The following is a 26,759-nucleotide window of genomic DNA, read 5'->3' as shown; positions in this document are numbered from 1 at the left end:
GGTCTGCTCGTCGCAACTATCGGGCCGAACGTAGCACTGACCAGCGGCTCGGCCCAGCACCGTCCGGGGATGTCATCCGCTGTCCAGGAGGGCTCCGAATGAGAAACGTTTGCCAAAGTTCCCGTGCGGATTGCCAGGTCCGGCCGGGGCGCCTAACGTCCGTCAGCGGCAGATATCGACAAAGCAGTCGATACTTTCGACCCTCACAAGGCTGTGAGACAGGGAGGTGGCACGGTCACATGACGGCGCACGAGTCCACGCGTCAGGCCCAGGTCGACGACCTGGTCACCCGGATGACCCTCGACGAGAAGCTCTCGCAGCTGGTCGGCCTCTGGGTCGGGGCCGACGCGGGTGGCGCAGGCGTCGCGCCGCACCAGTCCGAGATGACCGACGACGGCCTCGACTGGTCCGACGTCATCCGCGACGGGCTCGGCCAGCTGACCCGACCGTACGGATCCGCCCCCGTCGACCCCGGCGCCGGCGCGCGGTCGCTGGCCGCGTCGCAGGCCGAGATCGTCGCCGCGAACCGCTGGGGCATCCCCGCACTCGTGCACGAGGAGTGCCTCGCGGGGTTCGCTGCCTGGGGCGCCACGGCCTACCCGGTCCCGCTGTCCTGGGGCGCCAGCTTCGACCCCGAGCTGGTCGAGGAGATGGCCGCCCGGATCGGCGCGTCGATGCGCGCCGCGGGCGTGCACCAAGGGCTCGCACCGGTGCTCGACGTGACGCGCGACTACCGCTGGGGCCGGACCGAGGAGACGATCGGTGAGGACCCGTACCTCGTCGGCACCGTCGGTACCGCCTACGTCCGCGGGCTCCAGGCCGCGGGTGTCGTCGCGACGCTGAAGCACTTCGCCGGGTACTCGGCCAGCCGCGCGGGCCGCAACCTCGCCCCCGTCTCGATCGGTCCGCGCGAGCTCGCCGACGTGATCCTGCCCCCGTTCGAGATGGCGGTCCGCGACGGCGGCGCGCGCTCGGTCATGCACTCCTACGCCGAGCTCGACGGCGTCCCGTCGGCGGCGGACAGCACCCTGCTCACCACGGTCCTGCGCGACCGGTGGGGGTTCACCGGCACGGTCGTCGCGGACTACTTCGGCATCCGGTTCCTGCAGACGCTGCACGGCGTCGCGGGGTCCGAGGGGGAGGCGGCAGGGCTGGCGCTCGCGGCCGGCGTCGACGTCGAGCTGCCGAGCGTGCACTGCTACGGCGAGCCGCTGCGGGAGGCGCTGGCCCGCGGCGAGGTCGACGAAGGCCTGGTGGACCGGGCTCTTCGCCGGGTGCTGACGCAGAAGGCCGAGCTCGGTCTGCTCGACGCCGACTGGTCGCCCGCCACCGACCCGGACCTCGTCCTGGACGACGAGGTGAGCCGCGACGTCGCGCTCCGGCTCGCCCGCGAGGCGATCGTCCTGCTGACCAACCGGGGGCGGACCCTCCCGCTGCGGCCCGGCGCGCGGGTCGCCCTCGTCGGGCCCCTCGCGGACGACCCGATGGCGATGCTCGGCTGCTACTCGTTCCCCGCGCACGTCGGCGTGCACCACCCGGAGCACGGGCTCGGCATCGAGATCCCGACGGTCCTCGACGCGCTGCGGAGCATCCAGACCGACGTCACCTACGCCCGCGGCTGCGACGTGACCGACCCCGACCGCAGGGGGTTCGCGGCGGCCGTCACCGCGGCACGCGACGCCGACGTGTGCGTCGTCGCGGTCGGTGACCGGGCTGGGCTGTTCGGCCGCGGCACGTCCGGCGAGGGCTGCGACGCCACCGACCTGCACCTGCCGGGCGTCCAGGCCGACCTGGTCCGGGCGCTGCTCGACACAGGGACGCCGGTCGTCCTGGTGCTGCTCACCGGGCGGCCCTACGCGCTCGGGTCGCTGGCAGGCGACGCGGCGGCCGTCGTGCAGTCGTTCTTCCCCGGCCAGCTCGGCGGGCAGGCGCTCGCGGAGGTGCTCACGGGCGCGGTGTCGCCGTCGGGCCGGCTGCCGGTCGGCATCCCCGCGGACGCCTCGGGCCAGCCGGGTACCTACCTGTCGGCGCCGCTGGGCCGACGCTCCGGCGTCTCCTCGGTGGACCCGACCCCGGCGTTCCCGTTCGGCCACGGCCTGTCGTACACGGCGTTCTCCTGGTCGGCCCGCGCCACCAGCGACGAGTGGGCGGTCGACGGGGACGCGACGGTCGAGGTCCTCGTCACCAACACGGGGGACCGGGCCGGCGCGGACGTCGTGCAGCTCTACCTGCACGACCCGGTGGCCCAGGTGACGCGGCCCGTCGTGCGCCTCGTCGGGTACGCCCGCGTGGAGCTCGACCCCGGTGAGTCGGCACTCGTCTCGTTCGTCGTCCCCGCCGACGTCACCGCCTTCACGGGCAGGTTCGGCGCGCGGATCGTCGAGCCGGGAGACGTCGAGCTCCGGGTCGCGCGCTCCAGCGCCGACGACAGCGACGCCCTCGCGCTGCGCCTCACGGGCGACCTGCGGACCGTCGACCACACGCGCCGGCTGACCACCGCGGTGTCGGTGACCCCGTTGCACGCGTTGGAGGTGTCGAACGCATGAGCCTGAAGGAACCCGCGGTGGCCGAGCCGCTGGCGCCCATCGCGCCGGCGCTCGACCCGAAGCGCAAGAAGTCGCGCAACCCGCGCAAGGAGACCTGGGTCGCGCACGACGGCTCGATCATCCCCGCCGCGCACCAGACCTGGCGGACGGCGCTGCGCAAGGACTGGCGGCTGTACTCGTTCCTGGTCCTGCCGCTGCTCTTCCTGCTGGTCTTCCGGTACGTGCCGATCCTCGGCAACGTCGTCGCGTTCCGCCGGTTCCGCCCCGGCGGCAGCATGTTCGGCGACGAGTGGGTGGGCCTCTACTACGTCCGGATGTTCATCAACGACCAGCAGTTCTGGCACGCGTTCACCAACACGGTGATCCTCGGGTTCCTCACCCTCCTGGTGGTGTTCCCGCTGCCGATCATCCTGGCGCTGATGCTCAACGAGGTCCGGTCGCGCCGGTTCAAGCGCAGCATCCAGACCATCTCCTACCTGCCGCACTTCATGTCCGTCGTCATCGTCGCGGGCATCGTCTTCCAGCTGACCAGCGTCAACGGCACGGTCAACCAGATCATCGAGGCGACCGGCGGGCAGGCGATCACGTTCATGCAGGAGCCGTCGTGGTTCCGCACGATCTACCTGACCTCCGAGGTCTGGCAGACGGTCGGCTGGGGCACGATCCTCTACCTCGCGGCGCTCACGACGATCGACGAGCAGCTCTACGAGGCGGCCCGGATCGACGGCGCCAACCGGTGGAAGCAGACGTGGCACATCACCCTGCCGGGCATCCGCCCGACGATGATCGTGCTGCTCATCCTCAACGTCGGCACGTTCATGGCGGTGGGCTTCGAGAAGATCCTGCTGCTGTCCAACCCGCTGATCTACTCCACCGCCGACGTCATCTCCACGTACCTGTACCGGGTCGGGATCGTGTCCAACTCGATCAGCTACGCCACCGCGATCGGCCTGTTCGAGGCGATCATCGGCGTGACGCTGATCCTGTCGGCCAACGCGATCTCCCGGAAGACCGTGGGGGCGAGCCTGTGGTGACCACCGACCTCACGCGCGCCCCGTCCCGGGGAGTCAAGGACAGCAGGTCCTACCGCGGCTTCCGCCTGGTCAACGGCGCGATCCTGATCGTCGTCGCCGCACTGGTCCTGTACCCGTTCGTCAACATCGTCGCCCAGGCGTTCAGCTCCGAGGGCTACATCAACTCGGGACAGGTCAACCTGATCCCGCGCGGGTTCAACCTCACCACGTTCGAGGTGGTGTTCGGAGACTCGATGTTCTGGCGCAACTACCGCAACACCGTCGTGTACACGGTCGTCGCCACGGCGATCGCGATGGCCCTCACCACGACGTACGCGTACGCGCTCTCGAAGCACCACCTCAAGGGCCGCAAGTTCTTCATCGGCGTCGCCGTCGCCACCATGTTCTTCAACGGTGGCCTGATCCCGAACTACATCCTCATCAGCCAGCTCGGGTTCCGGAACACCCTCTGGGCGATCGTCCTGCCCAACGCCATCAGCATCTTCAACCTGCTGGTGATGAAGTCGTTCTTCGAGAACTTCCCGAGCGAGCTCGAGGAGGCCGCCTCGATCGACGGCATGAGCACCTACGGCGTCTTCTTCAAGGTGGTGCTCCCCCTGAGCAAGGCCGTGGTGGCGACGATGCTGCTGTTCTACGCGGTCTCGTTCTGGAACGGCTGGTTCGGCGCGTTCCTCTACATGGACGACCCCAACCTCTACCCGGTGACCGTCTACCTGCGCAACCTCATGGCGGGCGTCACCGGCGGCACCTCGATCCAGGGCGGCGGCACCGACAACCTGACCCAGATCGGCGCCAACGTGCAGTCCGTGACCATGCTCCTCACGGTCCTGCCCATCATCTGCCTCTACCCGTTCCTCCAGAGGTACTTCGTGTCGGGCGTGATGCTCGGCGCGGTCAAGCAGTAGCCAACGCACTCAATCTCAACGAGGAGAATCATGAGGACCACCAGGAAGCGCGTCGGGGCGGCGGCGTCGGTCGCGGTGCTCGCGCTCACGCTCACGGCGGCGTGCTCGTCGGACGGCGGCGGGACCGACGAGCCGTCGGCCAGCACCAGCGGCATCCCCGACGCCCAGCGCGTCGGAGCCATGGACGACTTCGCGGTCGGCACGGAGTTCGTCGCGACGGAGCCGATCGAGCTCGGCGTGCTGTACCGCGACCACCCGAACTACCCGCTGAACGAGGACTGGCTGTTCTTCTCGCACCTCGAGGAGAACAACAAGGTCAGCTTCGACCTGACCAGCGCGCCGCTGTCGGACTGGGACGCCAAGAAGTCGCTGATCATCAGCGCGGGCGACGCACCGGACCTCATCCCGGTGACGTACCCCGGGCAGGAGACGCAGTTCGTGTCCGGCGGTGCCCTCCTGCCGATCAGCGACTACGTGCAGTACATGCCGAACTTCCAGCAGCGGATCGAGGACTGGGAGCTCCAGCCGTACATCGACAACCTCAAGCAGGCCGACGGCAAGTACTACATGCTCCCCGGCCTGTACGAGTCGCCCCAGCCGCAGTACTCCATCGCGGTCCGCCAGGACGTGTGGGAGCAGGCCGGGATCACCGAGGACCCGCAGACGTGGGACGACCTGCGGGACGACCTGGAGACGATCAAGGCCGCGAACCCCGACGTCTGGCCGATGTCGGACCGCTGGTCGACGACGAACAACAGCCCGCTCGGGGCCACGCTGAACCTGGCGGCACCGAACTTCGGCACGGTCGCCGGCTGGGGCTTCGGCAACGGCCTGGTGTTCGACGAGGACTCCGAGACCTTCTCCTACGCGGCGTCGGGCGACGGCTACAAGGAGCTCGTCACGTACTTCGCCTCGCTGGTGGAGGACGGCCTGCTCGACCCGGAGTCGGTCACGCAGGACGACGACACCGCCAAGCAGAAGTTCGGCAGCGGACAGTCGCTGTCGATCTCGGGCAACACCCAGGAGATCACCAGCTACGCCAAGACGTTCACCGACGCGGGCAACACCGACGCCCAGGTGCACCTGATCCGGGTGCCCGAGGGCCCCGCGGGTGACAACGTCGCGTCCGGCAGCCGGGTCGCGTCGGGCTTCATGCTCTCGTCGGAGGCGGCCGAGAAGCCGTATTTCCTCGCGCTCCTGCAGTTCGTGGACTGGCTGTACTACTCCGACAGCGGCCTCGAGTACGCCAAGTACGGCGTCGAGGGCACCACGTTCACCACGGACGGCGAGACCCGTGCCCTGGCGGCCGACGTCGACTGGAACGGCGTGAACCCCGCCGGGACCAAGAAGCTGAACGCCGACTTCGGGTTCAGCAACGGCGTCTGGATGCTGGCCAACGGCACGACCGACGAGCTGATCCGCAGCCTGAACACCGAGGCCACGAACGAGTTCATCGACGCCATGGCGGACAAGTCCGAGCTGCCGCTGGTCCCGTCCGCGCCCCTGGACGAGATGCAGCAGGAGCAGATCACGCTGTGGCAGGCCGCGCTCAACGACTCGGTCACGCAGAACACGGCCGCGTTCATCCTCGGCCAGCGCCCGATGTCCGAGTGGGAGGACTGGCAGACCGAGCTCAAGGGCCTCAACGTCGACCAGTACGTCGAGACCTTCAACCAGGCGCTCGCCGCCAAGGGCTGAGTACCACCGGCCGGCCCCGCGCACCGCGCGGGGCCGGCCCTTGCCACGGGAGAGCCGATGAGGAACCAGATCCGGTACGGCGGCGACTACAACCCCGAGCAGTGGCCCGAGGCGGTCTGGGACGACGACTACGCCGCGTTCGACCTCGCCGGGATCACCACGGTGACGCTCGGGGTCTTCGCGTGGGCGCACCTGCAGCCCGCCGAGGACCGGTACGACTTCTCCCGGCTCGACGCGATCGTCGAGCGCGCGACCGCCGAGGGCCGCTCGATCGTGCTGGCGACGCCGAGCGGGGCGATGCCGCCGTGGCTCGCCCGAGCGCACCCCGACGCGTGCCGGGTCGACTTCGAGGGGCGCCGGCACGTGTACGGCCAGCGCCACAACCACTGCCCGTCGTCGACGGCGTTCGCGCGGCTGTCGGTCGCGCTCGCGGGCCGGCTGGCGGAGCGCTACGGGGACAACCCGTCGGTCGTCGCGTGGCACGTCGGCAACGAGTACGGCGGTGCCTGCTACTGCGACCGGTGCGCCGCGGCGTTCCGGGTCTGGCTCCGCGAGCGGTACGCGACGCTGGACCGGCTCAACGACGCGTGGAACACCACGTTCTGGTCGCACACCTTCACGGACTGGGAGGAGATCCAGCCGCCGTCCGCGTTGTCCGAGCACTGGCGTGGCCCGAACCACACGGCGTTCCAGGGCATCACGCTGGACTACCGCCGGTTCCTGTCGGACGCGCTGCTCGGCGGCTTCCTCGCGGAGAAGGCGGCGATCCGCGCGCACGTCCCGCACACGCCGGTGACGACGAACCTCATGGGCCTGTACCAGCCGGTCGACTACCACCGCTGGGCCGAGCACCTGGACCTGGCGACGTGGGACAACTACCCACCCGACGACCCGTCGCCGGTGCGCACCGCGGCCCGGATGGCCTTCGCGCACGGCGCGATGCGGGGACTGCGCGGGGGAGCGCCGTTCTGGGTCATGGAGCAGACCCCGTCGACCACGGCCAGCCGGGACGTCAACGCGGTGAAGCGTCCGGGCGTCCTCGGGCTGTGGACCTGGCAGTCCGTGGCGCACGGCGCCGACGCGACCTTGTTCTTCCAGCTGCGGCAGTCGCGCGGCGCATGCGAGAAGTACCACGGAGCCGTCCTCGACCACGCGGGCCGGACGGACACCCGGGTGTTCCGCGAGGTGGCCGCGCTCGGTGCGCAGCTGGCGAGCCTGGGGGACGCGACGCTCGGCGCCCGGACGCCCGCCCGGGTCGCAGTGCTGCTCGACTGGGACTCCTGGTGGGCGGTCGAGATGTCCGACGGGCCCAACCGCAACCTCCGCTACCTCGACGTGCTCGGCGCGTACCACCGTGCGCTCTGGAACCTGAACGTGCTGGTCGACGTGGTCCCGGTGACCGCCGACCTCGACGGCTACGACGTCGTCGTCGCCCCCCTGCTGCACCTGGTCAAGGGTGACCTGCCGTCCCGGTTGCGGACGCTGGTCGAGCGCGGCGGCACCCTCCTGACCACGTTCCTGTCCGCGCGCGTCGACGAGGACGACAACGCGTTCCTCGCCGACGCGCCCGGCCCGCTGCGGGACCTGCTCGGGCTGCGGGTCGAGGAGACCGACGCGCAGCAGCCGTCGGTGGTCAACCCCGTCGCACTGGACGGCCGGGTGCACGAGGCTCGGCACGTGTTCGAGATCGTGGTGCCGGACCACGGCACGACCGTGGTCGCGACGTACGGCGCCGACTTCTACGCCGGTACCCCGGCGGTCACGCGCGCCGTGCGCGGCGACGGCGAGGCCTGGTACGTCGCGACCGCGCTCGACGACGCCGGCGTCACGGACGTCGTCCGACGCGTGGTGGACCGGCACGGGCTCGTCGGCCCGCACGCGGACACCGACGGCGTCGAGGTGGTCGACCGCGTCTCGCCGGACGGTGTCCGCCACCGGTTCGTCCTGCACCACGGGGACCACGCGGTGACGGTGACGTCCGAGGTCACCGGCACCGACCTGCTCACCGGCCGGCGCGTGAGCGTCGGCGATCCACTCACCCTGAACCCGACCGAGGTGCTCGTCCTGTCATGAACCGTGTCCTGATCCCCAGCCAGCCGACCGGCCCGCTCCCCGACGCGTGGCGCCACTGCGTCGGCACCGGCCGCCTCAACCTCGCACTGCGCGCCGACTACCAGGAGTCCGCCGCGCTGGTGCAGCGCGAGATCGGGTTCCGGTACATCCGCGGCCACGGCCTGCTGTCCGACGACATGGGCGTCCTGCGGCAGTCCGAGGGGGTGACCCGGTACTCGTTCACCTACGTGGACCAGGTGGTCGACTCCTACCTGCGGATCGGGCTCAAGCCGTTCCTCGAGCTCGGCTTCATGCCGTCGGCGCTCGCGTCGGGGGACCAGACGGTCTTCTGGTGGAAGGGCAACGTCACGCCGCCGCGCGACCACGACGATTGGACCGCCCTGGTCCGCGCCGTGCTACGGCACCTCATCGACCGGTACGGCCTCGACGAGGTCCGGACGTGGCCGATCGAGGTGTGGAACGAGCCGAACCTGACCGTCTTCTGGCAGGACGCCGACCAGGCCGCCTACCACCGGCTCTACGAGGCGACGGCCCGCGCGGTCAAGGACGTCGACGCGTCCCTGCAGGTGGGCGGGCCCGTGCTGTCGCCGGGGTCCGACGAGTGGTGGGCGCCGTTCGCCGACTTCGTCGCGACGCGGGACGTGCCGATCGACTTCGTCAGCCGCCACGCGTACACGTCGGGCCCCGCCCAGAACGTGCCCTTCGGCGTCTATCAGACGTTCGAGCGCCCCCAGGCGCTGCTCGACCAGTTCGACGCCCCCCGCCGACACCTGGAGGGCACCGCGCTCGCGGGCCTGCCGGTCCACATCAGCGAGTTCAACACCTCCTACCGCCCCGACAACCCGGTCCACGACACCGCCTGGAACGCCGCCTACCTGGCGCCCGTGCTGGCCGGTGGCGGGGACCTGGTCGACTCGTTCTCGTACTGGACGTTCTGCGACGTGTTCGAGGAGGCCGACATCCCGACCTCGCTGTTCCACGGCGGGTTCGGGCTGCTGACCCACCGCCAGGTGCGCAAGCCGACCTACCACTTGTACGCGTTCATGGCCCGCATGGGTTCCTCCGTGCTGGCCCGCGGCGACGACCACCTCGTGTGCCGGGACGACGACGGACGCGTGACGGTGCTCGCGTGGCAGCCGGTGGGGGGTTCCGACGACGGCCCCTACGGCTCCGCGCCGGCGACGCACGAGATCCGGCTGCGGGTGCCCGTGGCCACGCCGAGCACCGCGGTCGTCCGTCGCTCCGTCAACGAGACCGAGGGCAACGCCTGGACGGCCTGGCGCGAGCTCGGCCGCCCCCGGAACCCGTCCGAGCGAGTCCTCGACCTGCTCCGCGACGCCTCCGTGCCCGCTGTCCGGCACGACGCCCTGTCCGCCACGGACGGCCACGTGGACCTCGACCTGGTGCTCGGGCAGCACGAGGTGACCCTGGTCGAGCTGCTGCCGGTCACGCCCGACGAGCACCCGGGCCTGGACGACAGGCGGCTGCTCGGGCAGGACGTGGTGGGATGACGGCCATGACGACCCGACCCGACGACGAGATCGGCACCGGCCCTCTCCCGCGCTGGTCGGCGGTCGTCTACTGGTTCCTCGTGGTCGAGGGGATGCTCGTCCTGACGTCCCTGCCCGGCCTGGTCCTCCTCCAGCTGCTCGAGCGGGACACCAGCAACATCCCGCTCATGGCCCTGGCGTGCGTCCCGTTCGCCCCGTCGGTCGCAGCAGCCGTGTACGCGTGGCGGGTGTTCGGCCGCGACCGGGACCTGTCCCCGGCGCGGCACTTCTGGCGTGGCTACCGCCTCGACGTGCTCGACGTCCTCCGGTGGTGGGTCCCGACGCTCGGCATCCTCGGCATCATCGCCGTCAACCTCACCCACCTGGGCGCCGTCGGCTTCTCGCCACTCCTCGGGGTCGCGTTGGGCGCGGTGGCGCTGCTCGTCGTGCTCTGGTCCGCGCACGCCCTGGTGCTCAGCGCGCTGTTCTCGTTCCGCACCCGTGACGTCGCCCGGCTCGGCGCCTACTTCGTGGCCGGCAAGCCGCTGGTCACGCTCGGGTTCGTGTCCGTGCTGGTGCTCACCCTGGCCGTGACCTACGCGTCGGACTGGCTCCTCGTCCTGCTCGCCGCACCGCTGACCTACCTGTACGCGCGCACCGCGGCGCCGGTCGTGGCCGCGGCGGAGGCGCAGTTCACCGCCTGATCAGCGGGCCGACGGAAACGCCCACGGCGGGAGCCGCGCTGCCCTAGGGTCGGCCTCGTCACGCTGCCCCCGCGCGACCCCTCGAAGGAGCACCCGATGAGCACCACCGAACGTCCGACGCTGCGGCGGCTGCTCGCGATCGCTGCCGCCGTCGCGCTGGCCGTCACCACCGGCACGGCAGGCGCGACCCCCGCGTCGGCCTCGACGGCGGACTGGACGATCACCCTGACGTTCTCCGCAGACACCGTGCTCGTGGGCGAACCGGTGGTGGCCACGGCGACCGTCGCGGGCGCGGGCGCGGGCGCTGGCGCCGTGCCGACCGGCGACGTCCTGTTCGATCTCGGAGACCCCGACGACCAGACGCGGGTCCCGCTCGTGAACGGCGTCGCGACGATCCAGTTCGACGACCTGCCGGTGGGAGGTCACCAGGTCTGGGCGTTGTACTCCGACGACGACCGCTGGCCGTGGAACCTGGATTACAAGACCGCGTGGGTGATCGAACCCGTGGTCCCCGTCATCGACGAGGTGCGGCCCGGGGTCATCGGGTCGGGTGGACAGCGCGTCACGCTGTACGGCTCGCACGTCCGGGGCGCCTCGAGCGTCACGTTCGACGGGGTCCCGGCCACCGTCGTGTCGACCTACGAGGACTACGCCGTCGTGTTCGAGGCGCCCGCGCACGCCCCCGGCACGGTCCCGATGGTGGTGACGACCCCTGCGGGCAGCTCGACCCCGGTCTCCGTGCAGGTCGTCGACGCGAGTGACGGCGTGGTCGCGATCCCCCCGGTGCGGGTCCACGAGGGATGGCCGATGTACTCCAACGAGATGTGCATGCAGATCGCAGGGAAGGCCGGGGTCCCGGGCGCGGCGTCCGGAGTGGTCGTCAACGTGACGACAGCAGCCGCGACCGGGCCGGGGTACGTCGTGGTCTACCCCTGGACGGGCGCCTATCCCGTGCCGACGACGTCGACGGTGAACTTCGAGCCCGGCCGCGACGTCGCGAACACCGCCTTCGTCGCGCTGCCCGCCAACGGCGAGCTCTGCTACAGCCTCGTGGGGGGGATCGCCACCGTCATTCTCGACGTCACGGGCTTCGTCATGCCGGGCTCCGGTGTCGAGCTGAGGGAACCGGTGCGGCTGCTCGACACGCGCGCGTCCCGCCCGGTGGCCTCGGGGGCGGTCCAGACGGTGCAGGTGACGGGTCAGGCGGGGGTCCCCGCGGATGCTGCGGCGGTGATCGTCAACGCGACCGTCACGGGTGTCACCGGCCTCGGGAACCTGCGGGTGTTCCCGGCCGGGCAGTCCGTCCCGACGGCGTCGGTGGTCAACTACGCGCCGGGCAAGGACAAGGCGAACACGACGATCGTGCCGCTGTCGTCGGCGGGGAAGCTGTCGTTCGTCTCCGACACGGGCGGGTCCACCGCGCACGTGATCCTCGACGTCGCCGGCTGGGTCACCGCCGGCGGCGTGCTGCGGGGTCAGGCCCCGACCCGCGTGCTCGACACCCGTGGCGGGTCCGTGCACGTCGGCGCGGTGTCCGGCCCGCTCCAGGCGAAGAAGGCGTACACCGTCGAGGTCCCGAGCGCGCTCGTGCCGGCGGGTGCGTCCTCCGTCGTCCTGAACGTCACGGCGATCGGGCCCAGCGCACTCGGCAACCTGCGGGTCTACCCGAGCGGTGCGGCCGAGGTCCCGGAGATCTCGACCCTGAACTACGTCCCCGGGCGGAACGGCGATCGGGCCCAGCGCACTCGGCAACCTGCGGGTCTACCCGAGCGGTGCGGCCGAGGTCCCGGAGATCTCGACCCTGAACTACGTCCCCGGGCGTGACATCCCGAACCTCGTGGTGGTCGACCTCCCTGACACCGGGCCGGCGACCTTCACGCTGTACTCGGACATGGGGGCAGGGGGGACGGTCCACGTCGCCGCGGACGTCGCGGGGTTCGTGGTCGCTCCCTGAGCGTGCGAGGTGCTGCCGTGGGGATCGCGCGGATGAAAAGCGTCACGACGGGGTCTGCGCTGCCCTAGGGTCGGCGACATCACGCTGCCCCGTCTGCGCGAAGGAGCATCCATGCACCGCGCCCCCGCGCCCGCGGTGAGCAGCCGGCGCCGAACACTGCGACGGATGCTGGCCGCCGGGACGGTGGTCGTCGCCCTGGCCGCCGGTACCACCACGCCCGGTACCGCCGCTGCCGCTGCCGGTCCGCCGCAGCCGACGACCACGACCCTCACCATCTCGCCGCAGCAGGGGTACGAGGGCACCCCCGTGACCGTCACCGCGACCGTCTCGGCCTCTGTCGGCGTCCCCTCGGGAGTCGTCGCCATCGAGGTGCCCGGGCTCGACTGGGTGGGGTCGTCCGTCCCGCTGGTCGACGGGGTCGGCTCCCTGGTGCTCGAGGGCCTCGGCCCGGGCACGTTTCGTGTCACGGCTACCTACCTCGGGCACGATGACTTCGCCGCTTCCGCGGACCTGTCGTGGGAGCACCTCATCACGGTGGCGCCGGCCATCGCCCCGTTCGTCGACCACGTCCAGCCGTCGGCGATCGTGGCGGGTCGTGAGGAGAGGGTCTGGGTCTACGGGACCCGGTTCGCCGGCGCGAGCGTGACGTTCGGTGGCGTACCGGTCACCCCCGTCACGGAGACGAGCTACTTCGTGTCCTTCGTGATCCCGGCTCATCCCGCCGGGTCGTATCCCGTGGTGGTGACGACGCCGGACGGGACGTCGACACCCATCACCGTGACTGTCGTCGACACGACCGACGGCATGGTGTCGCAGGTGCCTGCGCGGATCGACTCCGAGCAGCCGCGGGTCGACTGGCCGACCTGTCTCGACGTGGCGGGGCAGGGCACCGTCCCGGTGGGAGCGGCCGGCGTGATCCTCAACGTCACCACGACACAGGTGTCGGAACCGGGCTACGTCGTCGTCTTTCCCCGGTCCGACGGCGGCCACGACGGGCACATGCCGACGACCTCGACGGTGAACTTCGAGCCCGGGAGCGACGTCGCCAACACGGCCTTCGTCGCCCTGAACTTCGCCGGCTTTCTCTGCTACCGCGCCTCCCACCCGGGGGTGCGGGTGCTGCTCGACGTCACTGGGTTCACCATGCCGAGCTCGGGCGTCGAGCTGCTGGACCCCGTCCGGCTCCTCGACACGCGCACGTCCACACCGGTAGCACCGGGCATCGTCCGGACGGTGCAGGTGTCGGGCCAGGCCGGGGTGCCGGCCGACGCGACGGCCGTGATCGTCAACGCGACGGTCACCGGGACCACGGGCCTGGGAAACCTGCGCGTCTTCCCCGCGGGGACGCCGGTCCCGACGACGTCCGTCGTCAACTACGTGCCCGGCAAGGACAAGGCGAACGCGACGATCGTGCCGCTGTCGTCGTCGGGAAAGCTCTCGTTCGTCTCCGACACGGGAGGGTCCACCGCGCACGTGATCCTCGACGTGGCCGGGTACGTCACCGACGGCAGCGTGCTCCAGGGCTCGACCCCGACGCGCATCCTCGACACGAGGCCGGGGGGCAGGCGCGTCGGCGCGCAGGCCGGCCCGCTGCAGGCGACGAGGCCGTACACCGTGGAGATCCCGAGCGCGCTCGTGCCGGCGGGTGCGTCCTCCGTGGTCCTGAACGTCACGGCGATCGGGCCCAGCGCACTCGGCAACCTGCGGGTCTACCCGAGCGGTGCGGCCGAGGTCCCGGAGATCTCGACCCTGAACTACGACGGCGATCGGGCCCAGCGCACTCGGCAACCTGCGGGTCTACCCGAGCGGTGCGGCCGAGGTCCCGGAGATCTCGACCCTGAACTACGTCCCCGGGCGGGACATCCCGAACCTCGTCGTGGTCGACCTCCCGGACACCGGGCCGGCGACCGTCACGCTGTTCTCGGACATGGCGCCGGGCGGCACGGTGCACGTCGCCGCCGACGTCGTGGGGTTCGTGGCCGCTCCCTGACCGCGGCGGGCGCATCAGTAGATGGTGCGCCCCGTCGCGTCCGGCACGCCGGAGCGGCGGAGGAACGCGCTGCGGACGTGGTCGCGCCACTCGCGCGCGCTGCGCTCCTGCTCGGCCAGGCGCTCGGTGACCCGGTCGAAGAGCGCCTGCGGCACGCGTCCCTCGGCCTCGGACCAGGCCGAGGCCATCTCGACGACCTCGTCGTACCCGTCGGCGTGCGTGTCGTAGATGTGCTGGATGACGGTCGACCCGCTGTGCAGGACGTGCGTGTACGGGACGTGGTGGAAGAACAGCAGCAGCTCGTCCGGGCAGGTCTCCACGGACTCGTAGACGTCCCGCCACGGCGGCGGGTACTGGCCGGTGAAGCCGGTGCCGGTCGTTCTCGTGCGGTCGACGCCGATGCCGTCGCGGTCGGCGAAGTGGTAGGTGCCCCAGGCGGTGTACTCGTAGCCGTCCACGTCGGGGCCGTAGTGGTGACCCGGGCGGACCATGAAGCCGACGCCGAGCGGGGCCGTGTACTTCTCGTAGGTGTGCCAGGAGCCGTCGAGCACGGCATGCACCGCGGACCGCACGGTCGGGTCGTCGCCGAACGTCAACCCGATCCACTCGTCGAGGATCACGTCCGGGTCCTCCTCGCCCCACGCCAGCCGGGCGAACGCGTAGAGGTTCGCCTGGGCGAGGGGGTGGCCCGTCCAGTACTCGTCGTCCCCGACGTTGGAGACGGCGACGAGCCCCGCGGGACGCCCGTCGGCCAGCCCGGCGGCGAGGTGCCCGACCGTGCGTCCGCCCTCGGCCAGCGGGAACCGCAGGATCTCCGCCCACTGCGGGCCGAGGTACACCGCGTGCTTCTGCTGCCCGGTGTACTCCTGCGTGACCTGCAGCTCGACGGCCAGCCGGGTCTGCGGCATCGCGGCGATCACGGGGGAGACCGGCTCGCGGACCTGGAAGTCCATCGGGCCGTACTTGACCTGCAGGACGACGTTGTCGTCGAACCGGCCGTCCAGCGGCGTGAAGTGGTCGTACGCCGCCCGTGCGCGGTCGGTGGAACGGTCGCGCCAGTCCTGGTGGTGGTCGTAGACGAACGCCCGCCAGAACACCGTCCCGCCGAACGGACTCAGGGCGCGTGCCAGCAGGTTCGCTCCGTCGGCGTGGTCCCTGCCGTACGCGAACGGACCGGGCTGCCCCTCGGAGTCGGCCTTCACGACGAACCCGCCGAAGTCCGGGATCGTCTCGTAGACGCGGCGGACCGCGGCCGCCCACCAGTCCTGCACCGCCGGGTCCAGCGGGTCCGCCGTCGACAGGCCGCCCACGGTGATGGGAGCCGCAAAGCTCACCGACAGGGAGACACGGATGCCGTGCGGCCGGAAGACGTCGGCCAGCCGGGCGACGTCGCCGAGGTGGTCCGTGAGCAGCCGGGCCTCGGCGGCGTGCACGTTCACGTTGTTGAGCCCGACCGCGTTGATGCCGACCGACCCGAGCAGCCGCGCGTACTGCGCGACCCGGGTCAGGTCGTCGCGGACCCGCCCGTCGGCGTAGAAGATCGAGCCGCCCGCGTACCCGCGCTCCACCTGGCCCATGACGGCGTGGACGGCCGCGTTGTCCCAGTGGTCGAGCATGCGGATGTCGTGGACCGGTCCGTCCCACGACAGCTCGCCGTCGGGCGCGGCGAACGCGGCCTCACCCCGGCGGACCAGGTCGTGCAGCCCGTAGAGCAGGCCGGCTGCGCCGTCGGCCATCACCACGGTGGTGTCGCGAGCGCGCACGGTGGTGAACGAGCCGTGGCCGATGGTCGTCCACCGACCGATCTCCCACGCGTCGCCGAGAACGGCGGCGATGGCCGGTAGGTAGGGGTCGTGGCGTTCGGGGATGCCGGGCCGGGGGACGAGCCGGGTGTCGACGCTGCCCGCGCGCGCCACGCCGGGGACGATCGCGAGGACCACGTCCTGCGCCTGCGCGACCTCGGCGCTCACGGGCTGCGCCTCGGTCGTCGTCGTCAGGCTGCCGCCGAACCGCTGGGTGGCAGCGGCGACCTCGGCGACGACGGTGTCCGCGACGGGCCCGTCGTCCGGCCCGACCGCGACGAGCACGCGCCGCGACCCGAGGGCCCGGAAGGCTTCGTCGGGCAGCCACATGGGGTGTGCGGCGGTCACCAGTCGTGCACCGTGCCGTCCTTGAGCCGGTTGAACGGCAGGTACGCCTGCTCGTACGGGTACCGCGCGGCCGCGTCGTCGTCGTAGGTGACGCCGAGGCCGTTCGCGGAACCGGGGTGCAGGTACCCGTCCTCGAAGGTGAACGTCTGCTGGAACACCTCGTTCGTGCGGGCGCCGTGCTGCATGTACTCCTGGATGCCGAAGTTGTGGATCGCCAGGTCGAGGTGCAGGGCGGCGGCCATGCCGACAGGGGAGATGTCCGTCGGTCCGTGGATGCCGGACTTGATCTGGTACTGCGCGGCGAAGTCGAGGATCTTGCGCAGCGCGCTGATGCCGCCGGTGTGGGTGACGGCGGACCGCACGTAGTCGATGAGCTGCTCGCGGACCAGCGTCTGGTAGTCCCACACGGTGTTGAACACCTCGCCGATGGCCAGCGGCGTGGTGGTGTGCTGCCGGACGAGGCGCAGGGCCTCCTGGTTCTCGGCGGGCGTGCAGTCCTCCAGCCAGAACAGGTCGTACGGCTCCAGGTCCTTGCCGAGCCGCGCCGCCTGGATCGGGGTCATCCGGTGGTGCCCGTCGTGCAGCAGCGGCACCTCGGGGCCGAACTCGTTGCGGACCGCCTCGAAGACCGTGGGGATGTGCCGCAGGTACGCGCGGGTGTCCCAGTCCTCCTCGGCCGGCAGGGGAGCGCGCTGGGCGGGCTCGTAGTCGTAGCGGCCCGACGACGACGGCTGCGCGGCCACCCCGTAGACCGCGTCGATGCCCGGCACGGAGGTCTGCACGCGGATGGAGCGGAAGCCCTGCTCCTGGTGCTCGCGGATGGAGTCGAACAGCTCGGGCAGGTCCCGCCCGCTCGCGTGGCCGTAGGCCATGATCCCGGTCCGGCTCGCTCCGCCGAGCAGCTGGTACAGCGGCAGCCCGGCGATCTTCGCCTTGATGTCCCACAGGGCGACGTCGACCGCGGCGATCGCCGCCATGGTCACCGGACCGCGCCGCCAGTAGGCCGAGCGGTAGAGGAACTGCCAGGTGTCCTCGATGCGGTGGGCGTCCCGGCCGAGCAGCAGCGGCACCACGTGGTCGGACAGGTAGGACGCCACGGACAGCTCGCGACCGTTCAGCGTCGCGTCGCCGAGCCCGACGACCCCGTCCTGCGTGGTCAGCCGGAGCGTGACGAAGTTGCGGTCCGGGCTGGTGACGAGCACCTCCGCGGACCGGATCGCGGAGCCGCGCTGCGCGGGGGCCAGGTCGCTCGGTGCGGTGTCGGGGTGGTCCGTCGGCATGCCTGCTCCGTCCCGCCGACGACGCCGTCGGCGCTGCTCTGCTCCCTCGCGCACCACCGCCCGTGCGGCGGGGGCGGGTCCACCGTAGGCGAGCCGCGCGGGTGGGGCAAACGTTTGCCGATGGTTGCCATCTGCGGGCTCCGCCGCCACGATGGGACCGCACCGCCCCCCACCGACGAGGACCCATGACCAGGCCACCCACCCTCCGCGACGTCGCGGCCGCCAGCGGCGTGGCCATCTCCACCGCGTCGCGCGCGCTCACCAAGCCGGGCCGGGTCAACGAGCGCACCGCCACCCGGGTCCGCGAGGCCGCACGTCAGCTGGGCTACGCGCCGAGCCCCACCGGCCGCGCGCTCAGCTCGGGCCGCACCCGCATGGTCGCCCTCCTCGTGCCCGACGTCACCAACCCGTACTTCTTCGGCATCGTGCGCGGCACCGCCGCCCGGCTCCGTGCCGACGGGTACGTGCACGTGCTGGTCGACGCCGAGGAGTCCGTCGAGGCCGAGGAGCGGGCCCTGCGCGCGCTGCGCCCCACCGTCGACGGAGCCGTCCTGGCCGCCTCCCGGCTCGACGACGACCGCCTCACGGCCTGGTCGCACGAGTTCCCCATGGTCACCGTGAACCGCCCGGTGCCGGACCAGTCGGGAGTGCTCGTCGACACCGCGGGCGGAACCGGCCAGGCGCTCGCCCACCTCGCCTCGCTCGGGCACCGCCGCGTCGCCTACGCGGGCGGCCCGCGCGCGTCCTGGTCGGACCGCCGTCGTCGCGCGGTGCTGCGCACGGCCGCCAAGCGGCTCGGTGTCGAGGTCGTCTTCCTCGGTCCGTTCGTCCCGCGCCGCGAGGACGGTGCCGCCGCGGCCGATGCCGTCCTGCACGCCGACGTCACCGCGGTCCTGGCGTTCGACGACCTGCTCGCGTTCGGCATCCTCGACCGCCTGGCCGAGCGCGGCGTCGACGTGCCCGGCGCGATGAGCGTGGTCGGCTGCGACGACGTCTTCGGCGCGGACCTGGTCCGCCCGGGCCTGACCACCATCGCCGCCCCGCTGGAACGTGCCGGGCACGCGGCCGCCGACCTCCTGCTCGCGCGCCTGGACCCCACCCACCCGGGCGGCACGGTGACCGTCGAGCTCCCCACCCACCTGGTGGTCCGCGGCTCCACCGGCACCGCGCCCTTGCGCCTGGTCCGCTGACCGCCCTGCACACAAACACCGTGACCGGGCGGGTCCGCGCCGCAAGGATGCGCAGATGCTCCCCCTCAGCGAGATCGCCCGCGTCAGCGCCACCGTCGACGAGTCCTGGCGCAGCCCGGTCGCCGACGAGGTCGCGGCCGCGTGGGGGATCACCCCCGGCGACGCCCGATGGCTCCGCTCCAGCGCGACGCACGTGTTCGTCGTGCCCGCGGACGTCGACCCCCGCGGGGTGCTGTTCGTGCGCTTCGTGCCCGCGTCGCTGCGCACCGTCCGGGACCTCGAGGCGCCGGCGCGGCTCCTTGCGGCGTGGGCCGAGCACGGAGGGACCGTCGCACCCGTGCCGTCGACAGCCGGCCGGCTCGTCGAGACGGTGCCCACCGCGCTGGGCGTCATGCACGCCACGGCGGTGCCGGCCGCGCCGGGGGAGGAGCTCGAGCTCGGTGACCTGACGGCACCGCTCGCGCAGTCCTGGGGCGCGGCACTGGGGCGCCTGCACCGGGACGCGCCGCCCCTGACGGCCGCCGACGAGCCACCTCCGCTGGACCTCGACTCCCTCGGGCTCGACCCCGTCCTGCAGGCTGCCGCCCGCGCGGTGCTGGCCGAGGCGGACCGGCTCGACGCCCCCCGCGGCACCCTGCACGGCGACCTCGAGCTCGACAACCTGCGCTGGTCCGACGGCCGGCCCACTGCGTTCGACGCCGACGAGACCCGCACCGGCCCGTTCGTCCAGGACATCGCCGCCGCGGTCAGGGACCTCGTCGGTGAGACGCCCGGCCGCGTCGAGCACCCGGCGCTCCTCGCGGCGTTCCTGACCGGCTACCGGGGAGTCCGTCCCCTCGGGTACGACGAGGTGGCCGAGCTGGAGCTGCACAGCGCCGCGGTGGCCGTCCGTCTGCTGGTCTCGATCGCGCACCTGGACGCCGACCAGGTGGCTGACGAGGAGCAGTGGTCGGTGGACATGCGGGCGTCACTGGTCGAGCACCGGCGCCGGTTGCGCGCCCGCGTGCTGGCCGCCACGGTGGCCGCATGACCCTCTCCGCCACGGACCTGACCCACCTGACGCGCGCGGTCGAGCTCGCCCGCGAGGCGCTCGACGACGGCGACGAGCCCTATGGCTCCGTGCTGGTCGACGCCGCCGGGCAGGTCCGGTTCGAGGACCGCAACCGCGTCAAGGACGGCGACGAGACCCGTCATCCCGAGTTCGAGATCGCCCGCTGGTCCGCGAACCACCTGACGCCGCAGGAGCGCGCGGCCTCCACGGTCTACACCTCCGGCGAGCACTGCCCGATGTGCGCCGCCGCCCACGCGTGGGTCGGCCTGGGCCGCATCGTGTACGCGACGTCGTCGGCGCAGACCGGCGCGTGGCTGGCGGAGTGGGGCATCCCCGCGGGGCCGGTGGCGCCCCTCCCGATCACCACGGTCGCGCCCGGCCTGCCCGTCGAGGGCCCGGTCCCCGAGCTCGCCGACGAGGTCCGCGATCTCCAGCGCCGCAGGTTCGGGCGCTGACCTCAGAGGACCAGCCGCTCGCGGGCCGTCAACCAGGAGCCGTCGACAGGCGGTCAGGCGGGTTCGGTCACACCGGCCAGCGCCGCCAGCAACCCGGGCCCGTGCCGCTCCAGCTTGGTCGCGCCGACGCCGCTGATCCCGCCCAGGGCCTCCAGCGACGTCGGCCGCTGCGTGACGACCTCGCGCAGCGTCGCGTCGTGGAACACCACGTAGGCCGGCACCCCCTGCTCCTTGGCGACCCCGGCGCGCCACGCCCGCAGCACCTCGAACAGCTCGACGTCGTCGCCCGTGAGGTCCGCCGCGGCGGTGGCCCGCGCACCGCGCGAGCCGCGGGACCGCACGACCTTCTCGGTCTCCCGACGCAGCCGCACCTCGCGGGCACCGCGCAGGACGTCCGCGCTGTCGGGGGCGAGCCGCAGCGTGCCGTAGCCGTCGCTGTCCACGCCGAGCAGCTCCATGGCCAGCAGCTGCCGCACGACCCCGCGCCACTCCCCGTCGGACAGGTCCTTTCCCAGCCCGAACGTGGACAGCGACTGGTGCCCGAGCTGCGTGACCCGCGGCGTCTCCTTGCCGAGCAGGATGTCGACCAGGTGCCCCGCCCCGTACCGCTGCCCCTGCTTCTCGAGCCGGACCACCGTGGACAGCAGCTTCTGCGCCGCGACGGTGCCGTCCCACGACTCGGGGGGTGTCAGGCAGGTGTCGCAGTTGCCGCACGGCTCGGACGGCTGGCCGAAGTAGTTGAGCAGCTGCACGCGGCGGCACGACACCGTCTCGCAGAGTGCGAGCATCGCGTCGAGGTGCGCGGTCAGCCGGCGCTTGTGGGCGGCGTCGCCCTCGGACGTGTCGATCATCCGGCGCTGCTGCACCACGTCGGCCAGGCCGTACGCGAGCCAGGCCGTCGACGGCAGGCCGTCACGCCCGGCGCGGCCGGTCTCCTGGTAGTAGCCCTCGACGGACTTCGGCAGGTCCAGGTGCGCGACGAACCGCACGTCGGGCTTGTCGATGCCCATCCCGAACGCGATCGTCGCGACCATCACGATCCCGTCCTCGCGCAGGAACCGTGACTGGTTCCGTGCTCGCACCTGCCGGTCGAGGCCGGCGTGGTACGGCAGCGCGGTCACGCCGCGTTCGACCAGGAACTGCGCGGTCTGCTCGACCGAGTTCCGCGAGAGGCAGTAGACGATGCCCGCGTCCCCCTCGTGCTCGGTGCGCAGGAGGTTGAGCAGCTGGTCCCGCGGCTTGTCCTTGGGGGCGATCCGGTACTGGATGTTGGGCCGGTCGAAGCTGGCGACGAAGTGCTTGGCGTCCCCGAGCTGCAGCCGCTGCGCGATCTCCGCGTGGGTCTGCTCGGTGGCGGTGGCCGTCAGCGCGATCCGGGGGACCTCGGGCCAGCGCTCGTGCAGCATCGACAGCTGCAGGTAGTCGGGCCGGAAGTCGTGCCCCCACTGGGACACGCAGTGCGCCTCGTCGATGGCGAACAGCGCGACCGTGCCACGGTCCAGGAGCTCGATGGTCTCCCGGACCCGCAGCCGCTCGGGCGCCAGGTAGAGCAGGTCCAGCTCGCCCGCGAGGTACGCGTCCTCGACCTTGCGGCGTTCGAACGACTGCTGCGTCGAGTTGAGGAACCCAACCCGCACACCGAGAGCCGACAGGGCGTCGACCTGGTCCTGCATGAGGGCGATCAGCGGGGACACGACGACCCCCGTGCCCTCCCGGACCAGCGCGGGCACCTGGTAGCACAGCGACTTGCCGCCACCGGTCGGCATGAGCACCAAGGCATCGCCGCCGCGGACGACGGTGTCGATGATCTCGGCCTGCTCCCCCCGGAAGGCGTCGTACCCCCAGACGGTGTGCAGGACCTCGGCCGCGGCCGCCAGCGCAGCCTCGGGGTCGAGGGTCTGGGCGACCTCGCGGGGGATGTCGGGACGTGGCGGGGGCTCGGAGCGCCCGCCACGGGCCGGCTCGTGCTCGGGCGGCGCAGCGTCGTAGAACGGGTCGAACGGCGGCTCCTCGTCGAGAGGCCAGCCCGGCACGTCGCTACCCCACCCGTCAGTCACGCGGCACACCCTACGTCCGACCGCCGACGGTCCGGATCGCCCCGTCCACAGGCCTGAGCGCGGTCGGGACGCGGCGCGCGACGCCTACGACCGATCCGTAGGGTGGGCGCATGGCAACCGCACTCATCACCGGCGCGTCCGCAGGCCTGGGCCTGGAGTTCGCCTGGCAGCTGGCCACGGCCAAGCACGACGTCGTCCTGGTCGCCCGCAACGAGGAGCGGCTGACCCGCCTCGCCGCCCAGCTCGAGGCCGCCGCGGGCATCCGCGCCGAGGTGCTCGTCGCGGACCTGTCGGTCCGGTCCGACGTCGAGCGCGTCGCCGACCGCCTGCGCGCCACCGAGCGCCCCGTCGGCCTCTTGGTGAACAACGCCGGACTGGGTCTCAACCAGCGCTTCGTGCCGGGCGACCTGGCCCGCGAGGAGACCGCGCTCGCGCTCATGGTCACCGCGGTCATGGTCCTGTCGCACGCGGCCGCGGGTGCGATGGTCCCGCGTGGCCGGGGAGCGATCCTCAACGTCGCGTCCGTCGCCGCCCTGCTCACCTCGGGCACGTACTCCGCGCACAAGGCGTGGGTCCGCGTGTTCACCGAGAGCCTCGCGGTCGAGCTGCGCGGCACGGGCGTCACCGCGACCGCGCTGAACCCGGGGTTCGTGCACACCGAGTTCCACGAGCGCGGCGAGATCGACATGACCGCCTACCCGGAGATCGCGTGGCTGAACGCCGAGGACGTGGTGGCCACCGGCCTCGCCGACGTCCGCCGCGGCGCCGTCCTGTCGACCCCGAGCCTGCGCTACCGGACCCTGTCGGCGGTCGCCCGGGTCGTCCCGCGGTCCACGGTCCGCGCGTTCGGCCGCTACCGCCGCTCGTTCCAGGGCCAGGACACGGACGCTCCCACCGTCGGCTGACCCTCGCCGGTAGCCTGACGGCCGTGACCCACGACCTCACCCTGACGCCCCGCGAGCAGCTGCTCGACCTCATCAAGACCCTCGCGGTCGTGCACGGGAAGGTCACGCTGTCGTCGGGCCGCGAGGCCGACTACTACGTGGACCTGCGTCGGGTCACGCTGCACCACCGCGCCTCCCCGCTGATCGGTCACCTGCTGCTCGACCGGTTGGAGGAGGTCGGCCTCGGCACCGCGGAGATCGACGCCGTCGGCGGGCTGACGCTCGGCGCCGACCCCGTCGCGACGTCCCTCCTGCACGCGGCCGCGTCGCGCGGTCAGGACCTCGACGCGTTCGTCGTCCGCAAGGAGGGCAAGGCGCACGGGCTCCAGCGCCGCATCGAGGGCCCGGACATCGCCGGCCGCAAGGTCGTCGTGGTCGAGGACACCTCGACCACGGGCGGCTCGGCCATCATGGCGATCGAGGCCGCGCGCGAGGCCGGTGCGGAGGTGGTGGGTGCCGCCGTCATCGTGGACCGGGCGACGGGGGCGCAGGAGAAGATCGAGGCGCTCGGCGTGCCGTACCACTTCCTCTTCGGCCTGACCGACCTCGGCCTGGCCTGACCCCGACCATGAGCGACGGCCTGTTCGGTGTCGTGGTCGTCCTCGGCATGGTCGTCGTGCTCGGCCTGTTCGTCGCCGGGTTCTGGGTGCAGAAGAAGCGCCACGAGCGGTTCCGGGCATGGGCGCTGCGCAACGGGTGGACCTACGCGCAGTCCGAGCGGGCGCTCGTCGACATCTCGCGCGGGCAGCCGTTCGACCAGGGGAGCTCGAGGAGGGCCATCGAGGTCCTGCGCGGCACGTACGACGCGCGGCCGGCGCTGTCGTTCACGTACGTCTGGACGACGGGCAGCGGGAAGAACCGGAGCACCCACCACGCGCATATCGTCGGGCTGGCCCTGCCGACGTACCTGCCGACGGTCGAGGTGACGCCCGAGGGCATCGGCGCCAGGCTGGCCAAGCTCGTGGGCGCCCAGGACGTCCAGTTCGAGTCGGACGCCTTCAACCGGGCCTACCGGGTGGCCGCGACGGACCAGCGGATCGGGCACGCGATCCTGCACCCGCGGCTCATGGAACGCCTGCTGCGGGCCGACGCCGTGGGCAGCGCCTGGCGCATCGGCGGCACGTGGATCCTCTCGTGGGAGTCCGGCACCACGGACCTCGACCGCCTGGCGCCCCGGCTCGGCCTGCTGTCCGCGGTCGTGCGCTCGGTCCCGCGGCACGTCTGGCAGGACCACGGCTACGACCCCACCCCGACCACGATCGGGCAGCCGGACGACTGACGCCCGGCGCTACGATCACCTGAACCGCCCTACCTCGGAGGCCCTGCCGTGACCGCTGGTGTCATCGTCCTGATCGTCATCGCCGTGATCGTGGTGATCGCCCTCATCTGGGGCATCGCGACGTACAACGGCTTCGTCCGCCTGCGGAACCTGGTGCAGGAGGCGTGGCGCCAGATCGACGTCGAGCTGCACCGCCGCCACGACCTGATCCCGAACCTGGTCGAGAGCGTCAAGGGCTACGCGGCCCACGAGCGCGGCGTGTTCGACGAGGTCGCGCGCGCCCGTGCGGCCGCCGCCGGACCGGCCTCGGGTCCGGCCGAGCAGGCCGCCCAGGAGAACCAGCTGACGCAGGCCCTCGGTCGGCTGTTCGCCGTGGCGGAGGCCTACCCGGTGCTCCGTGCGAGCGAGAACTTCCAGCAGCTCCAGGCGGAGCTGACCAACACGGAGGACCGCATCGCTGCCGGCCGGCGGTTCTACAACGCGAACGTCCGCGAGCTGAACACGAAGGTCGAGACGTTCCCGCCGAACATCATCGCCAACATGTTCACGTTCGAGCGGGCCGAGTACTTCGAGGTCGAGGAGCCCAGCGTCCGCGCGGCCCCCGAGGTCAGCTTCTGACGCAGTCACCACCGAGGCGGTAGCGCGCCCCCTCGGCGGCAGTGCACGTCGCGGATCGTCTCGAGTCGAGGTGATCGACGGTGGGGTCTCATCGTGCAGGACCGTCGACCCGCCCGGCGGACGGGAGAGACGTCGGGAAGCTTCGCCTGCGCGGACGTACGAGGGGCCTGCAGCTCGTTCTCGGGCTCGTGTTCGGGCTCACCGTCGTCGGCATGGGCATCGGGGCGGCGTTCGCGCCCGACGGCGGGTGGCTCGTTGGTGTCGGCGGCGTCGCGATCGGGGGGTTCTTCGTCGTGATCGGCGTGCGTGGGGCGCGGCGGGGGATGGACGCCGACCAGCACGGCATCCTCGTCAGGAACATGTTCACGAGCCGGTGGGTGCCGTGGGAGAGCCTGCGCGACATCGGCTTCGAGGTGGTCCCGAACGACGCGGGCGGGACGGCTTATCACCGCCTCCTCCTCGACACGACGCACGGGTCGGTCGTGACGCAGGCACCCGGCGGGAGCGACGAGCCCGGCGGCCGGCTCGACCTGGTGCGGACGGCGCTCCTGAGGATGCGCGATCAGGCGATCGCCGACGGGCCCTAGACCCGACCGACCAGGTCCTGCACCGAGTCCAGGATCTCGGTCGGACGGAAGGGGAACGCCTCGACGTCGGCCAGCTTCGTGGACCCGGACAGGACCAGGAACGTCCGCAGGCCCGCTTCGATGCCGGCGACGACGTCGGTGTCCATCCGGTCGCCGACCATCACGGTGGTCTCGGAGTGCGCGTCGATCCGGTTGAGCGCGGAGCGGATCATCATCGGGTTGGGCTTGCCGACGAAGTACGGCTGACGGCCGGTCGCGGCGCTGATCATCGCCGCGACCGCACCGGTGGCCGGCAGGTCACCGTCGGCGGAGGGCCCGGTGACGTCCGGGTTGGTGGCGATGAACCGGGCGCCGCCCTGGATCAGCCGGATGGCCTGGGTGATCGCCTCGAAGGAGTATGTCCGCGTCTCGCCGAGGACGACGAAGTCCGGCTGCGCGGCGGTCAGGGTGTAGCCCGCCTCGTACAGCGCGGTGGTCAGCCCCGCCTCGCCGATGACGTACGCCGAGCCGCCCGGCATCTGGTCGGTGAGGAACTGCGCGGTGGCGAGCGCCGAGGTCCAGATCGCGTCCTCGGGCACGTCGATCCCGGACGCGGCCAGCCGGGCGCGCAGGTCCCGCGTCGTGAAGATCGAGTTGTTGGTGAGGATGAGGAACGGGCGGTCCCCGTCGCGGAGCGCCTTGACGAACTCCGCGGCGCCGGGCAGCGCCGTGCCCTCGTGCACGAGGACGCCGTCCATGTCCGACAGCCACGAGC

The 26,759-nt window shown here is 72.0% G+C and carries 22 protein-coding genes and 1 pseudogene; 17 read left to right on the top strand and 6 right to left on the bottom strand.

Annotation, left to right across the window (positions count from 1 at the left end):
* Positions 1 to 239: 239 nt before the first annotated feature.
* The 9 genes and pseudogenes from ASF78_RS19105 to ASF78_RS23445 all read left to right on the top strand — a co-directional run.
* The gene (locus ASF78_RS19105) at positions 240 to 2,546 is read left to right on the top strand and encodes a glycoside hydrolase family 3 N-terminal domain-containing protein (protein ID WP_056593287.1); all 2,307 of its coding nucleotides are present in this window, start codon (positions 240 to 242) and stop codon (positions 2,544 to 2,546) included.
* Positions 2,543 to 3,580 (top strand): sugar ABC transporter permease, encoded by a 1,038-nt coding sequence (locus ASF78_RS19100; protein ID WP_235518706.1) that lies wholly within the window; start codon positions 2,543 to 2,545, stop codon positions 3,578 to 3,580. The genes ASF78_RS19105 and ASF78_RS19100 overlap by 4 nt, the downstream gene beginning before the upstream one ends.
* Positions 3,574 to 4,485 carry a carbohydrate ABC transporter permease gene (locus ASF78_RS19095; protein ID WP_056593283.1) on the top strand — a complete coding sequence of 304 codons (912 nt, stop codon included), beginning with the start codon at positions 3,574 to 3,576 and terminating at the stop codon, positions 4,483 to 4,485. The genes ASF78_RS19100 and ASF78_RS19095 overlap by 7 nt, the downstream gene beginning before the upstream one ends.
* A gap of 30 nt (positions 4,486 to 4,515) precedes the next feature.
* Complete coding sequence (locus tag ASF78_RS19090) at positions 4,516 to 6,183, top strand: extracellular solute-binding protein (protein WP_056593280.1); 1,668 nt, start codon at positions 4,516 to 4,518, stop codon at positions 6,181 to 6,183.
* A 57-nt stretch (positions 6,184 to 6,240) separates the two neighbouring features.
* Positions 6,241 to 8,256 carry a beta-galactosidase gene (locus ASF78_RS19085; RefSeq protein WP_056593277.1) on the top strand — a complete coding sequence of 672 codons (2,016 nt, stop codon included), beginning with the start codon at positions 6,241 to 6,243 and terminating at the stop codon, positions 8,254 to 8,256.
* Complete coding sequence (locus ASF78_RS19080; RefSeq protein WP_056593275.1) at positions 8,253 to 9,767, top strand: xylan 1,4-beta-xylosidase; 1,515 nt, start codon at positions 8,253 to 8,255, stop codon at positions 9,765 to 9,767. The genes ASF78_RS19085 and ASF78_RS19080 overlap by 4 nt, the downstream gene beginning before the upstream one ends.
* Before the next feature lie 5 nt (positions 9,768 to 9,772).
* On the top strand, positions 9,773 to 10,450 hold the full coding sequence (locus ASF78_RS19075; protein ID WP_082495248.1) for a DUF624 domain-containing protein: 678 nt from the start codon (positions 9,773 to 9,775) through the stop codon (positions 10,448 to 10,450).
* A gap of 96 nt (positions 10,451 to 10,546) precedes the next feature.
* The gene (locus ASF78_RS19070) at positions 10,547 to 12,274 is read left to right on the top strand and encodes an Ig-like domain repeat protein (RefSeq protein WP_056593273.1); all 1,728 of its coding nucleotides are present in this window, start codon (positions 10,547 to 10,549) and stop codon (positions 12,272 to 12,274) included.
* 241 nt (positions 12,275 to 12,515) lie between these two features.
* Positions 12,516 to 13,175, top strand: a pseudogene (locus tag ASF78_RS23445) (Ig-like domain repeat protein); the annotation flags it as partial.
* Between the two features lie 317 nt (positions 13,176 to 13,492).
* On the opposite strand, the gene ASF78_RS19060 reads toward ASF78_RS23445, so the two are convergent.
* From ASF78_RS19060 to manD, 4 genes are all read right to left on the bottom strand, one after another.
* Positions 13,493 to 13,705: a hypothetical protein gene (locus ASF78_RS19060; RefSeq protein WP_156374240.1), complete on the bottom strand. Its 213-nt coding sequence runs from the start codon at positions 13,703 to 13,705 to the stop codon at positions 13,493 to 13,495.
* A gap of 72 nt (positions 13,706 to 13,777) precedes the next feature.
* Positions 13,778 to 14,104, bottom strand: a complete 327-nt coding sequence (locus ASF78_RS19055; protein ID WP_156374239.1) for a hypothetical protein — start codon at positions 14,102 to 14,104, stop codon at positions 13,778 to 13,780.
* 304 nt (positions 14,105 to 14,408) lie between these two features.
* Positions 14,409 to 16,544, bottom strand: a complete 2,136-nt coding sequence (locus ASF78_RS19050) for an alpha-glucuronidase (protein WP_369816346.1) — start codon at positions 16,542 to 16,544, stop codon at positions 14,409 to 14,411.
* Positions 16,541 to 17,824 (bottom strand): D-mannonate dehydratase ManD, encoded by a 1,284-nt coding sequence (manD, locus tag ASF78_RS19045; protein ID WP_082495201.1) that lies wholly within the window; start codon positions 17,822 to 17,824, stop codon positions 16,541 to 16,543. The genes ASF78_RS19050 and manD overlap by 4 nt, the downstream gene beginning before the upstream one ends.
* Before the next feature lie 185 nt (positions 17,825 to 18,009).
* Here manD and ASF78_RS19040 point away from each other — a divergent pair, with 185 nt between their 5' ends.
* From ASF78_RS19040 to ASF78_RS19030, 3 genes are read left to right on the top strand one after another with little or no spacing between them, the layout of a single operon-like run.
* Entirely contained in the window at positions 18,010 to 19,014 is a 1,005-nt protein-coding gene (locus ASF78_RS19040) for a LacI family DNA-binding transcriptional regulator (RefSeq protein WP_056593261.1), read from the top strand.
* Positions 19,015 to 19,069: 55 nt separating this feature from the next.
* Entirely contained in the window at positions 19,070 to 20,044 is a 975-nt protein-coding gene (locus ASF78_RS19035) for a phosphotransferase enzyme family protein (RefSeq protein ID WP_056593260.1), read from the top strand.
* Positions 20,041 to 20,520 (top strand): nucleoside deaminase, encoded by a 480-nt coding sequence (locus tag ASF78_RS19030; RefSeq protein ID WP_056593255.1) that lies wholly within the window; start codon positions 20,041 to 20,043, stop codon positions 20,518 to 20,520. Before ASF78_RS19035 ends, ASF78_RS19030 begins: the two co-directional genes overlap by 4 nt.
* Before the next feature lie 53 nt (positions 20,521 to 20,573).
* On the opposite strand, the gene recQ is transcribed toward ASF78_RS19030, so the two are convergent.
* Positions 20,574 to 22,577 carry a DNA helicase RecQ gene (gene recQ / locus ASF78_RS19025; RefSeq protein ID WP_235518705.1) on the bottom strand — a complete coding sequence of 668 codons (2,004 nt, stop codon included), beginning with the start codon at positions 22,575 to 22,577 and terminating at the stop codon, positions 20,574 to 20,576.
* Between the two features lie 110 nt (positions 22,578 to 22,687).
* On the opposite strand from recQ, the gene ASF78_RS19020 reads away from it, so the two are divergent.
* The 5 genes from ASF78_RS19020 (at position 22,688) to ASF78_RS19000 (ending at position 26,005) form a co-directional block, all read left to right on the top strand.
* The gene (locus tag ASF78_RS19020) at positions 22,688 to 23,482 is read left to right on the top strand and encodes an SDR family oxidoreductase (protein WP_056593252.1); all 795 of its coding nucleotides are present in this window, start codon (positions 22,688 to 22,690) and stop codon (positions 23,480 to 23,482) included.
* 23 nt (positions 23,483 to 23,505) lie between these two features.
* Positions 23,506 to 24,081 (top strand): orotate phosphoribosyltransferase, encoded by a 576-nt coding sequence (gene pyrE / locus ASF78_RS19015; RefSeq protein WP_056593251.1) that lies wholly within the window; start codon positions 23,506 to 23,508, stop codon positions 24,079 to 24,081.
* Between the two features lie 8 nt (positions 24,082 to 24,089).
* Complete coding sequence (locus tag ASF78_RS19010) at positions 24,090 to 24,800, top strand: DUF3137 domain-containing protein (protein WP_056593250.1); 711 nt, start codon at positions 24,090 to 24,092, stop codon at positions 24,798 to 24,800.
* Positions 24,801 to 24,848: 48 nt separating this feature from the next.
* Entirely contained in the window at positions 24,849 to 25,418 is a 570-nt protein-coding gene (locus ASF78_RS19005; protein WP_056593249.1) for a LemA family protein, read from the top strand.
* 188 nt (positions 25,419 to 25,606) lie between these two features.
* Positions 25,607 to 26,005 (top strand): hypothetical protein, encoded by a 399-nt coding sequence (locus ASF78_RS19000; RefSeq protein ID WP_056593246.1) that lies wholly within the window; start codon positions 25,607 to 25,609, stop codon positions 26,003 to 26,005.
* On the opposite strand, the gene ASF78_RS18995 is transcribed toward ASF78_RS19000, so the two are convergent.
* Positions 26,002 to 26,742 (bottom strand): HAD-IIA family hydrolase, encoded by a 741-nt coding sequence (locus ASF78_RS18995; RefSeq protein ID WP_056594026.1) that lies wholly within the window; start codon positions 26,740 to 26,742, stop codon positions 26,002 to 26,004. The two genes, ASF78_RS19000 and ASF78_RS18995, sit on opposite strands and share 4 nt — an antisense overlap.
* Positions 26,743 to 26,759: the final 17 nt, after the last annotated feature.

Origin of the sequence: Cellulomonas sp. Leaf334 (genome assembly GCF_001424195.1) — a bacterium.
GTDB lineage: Bacteria > Actinomycetota > Actinomycetes > Actinomycetales > Cellulomonadaceae > Cellulomonas.
Note: the sequence above shows the minus strand (reverse complement) of the source record. Positions and strands in the feature narration are given on the sequence as shown.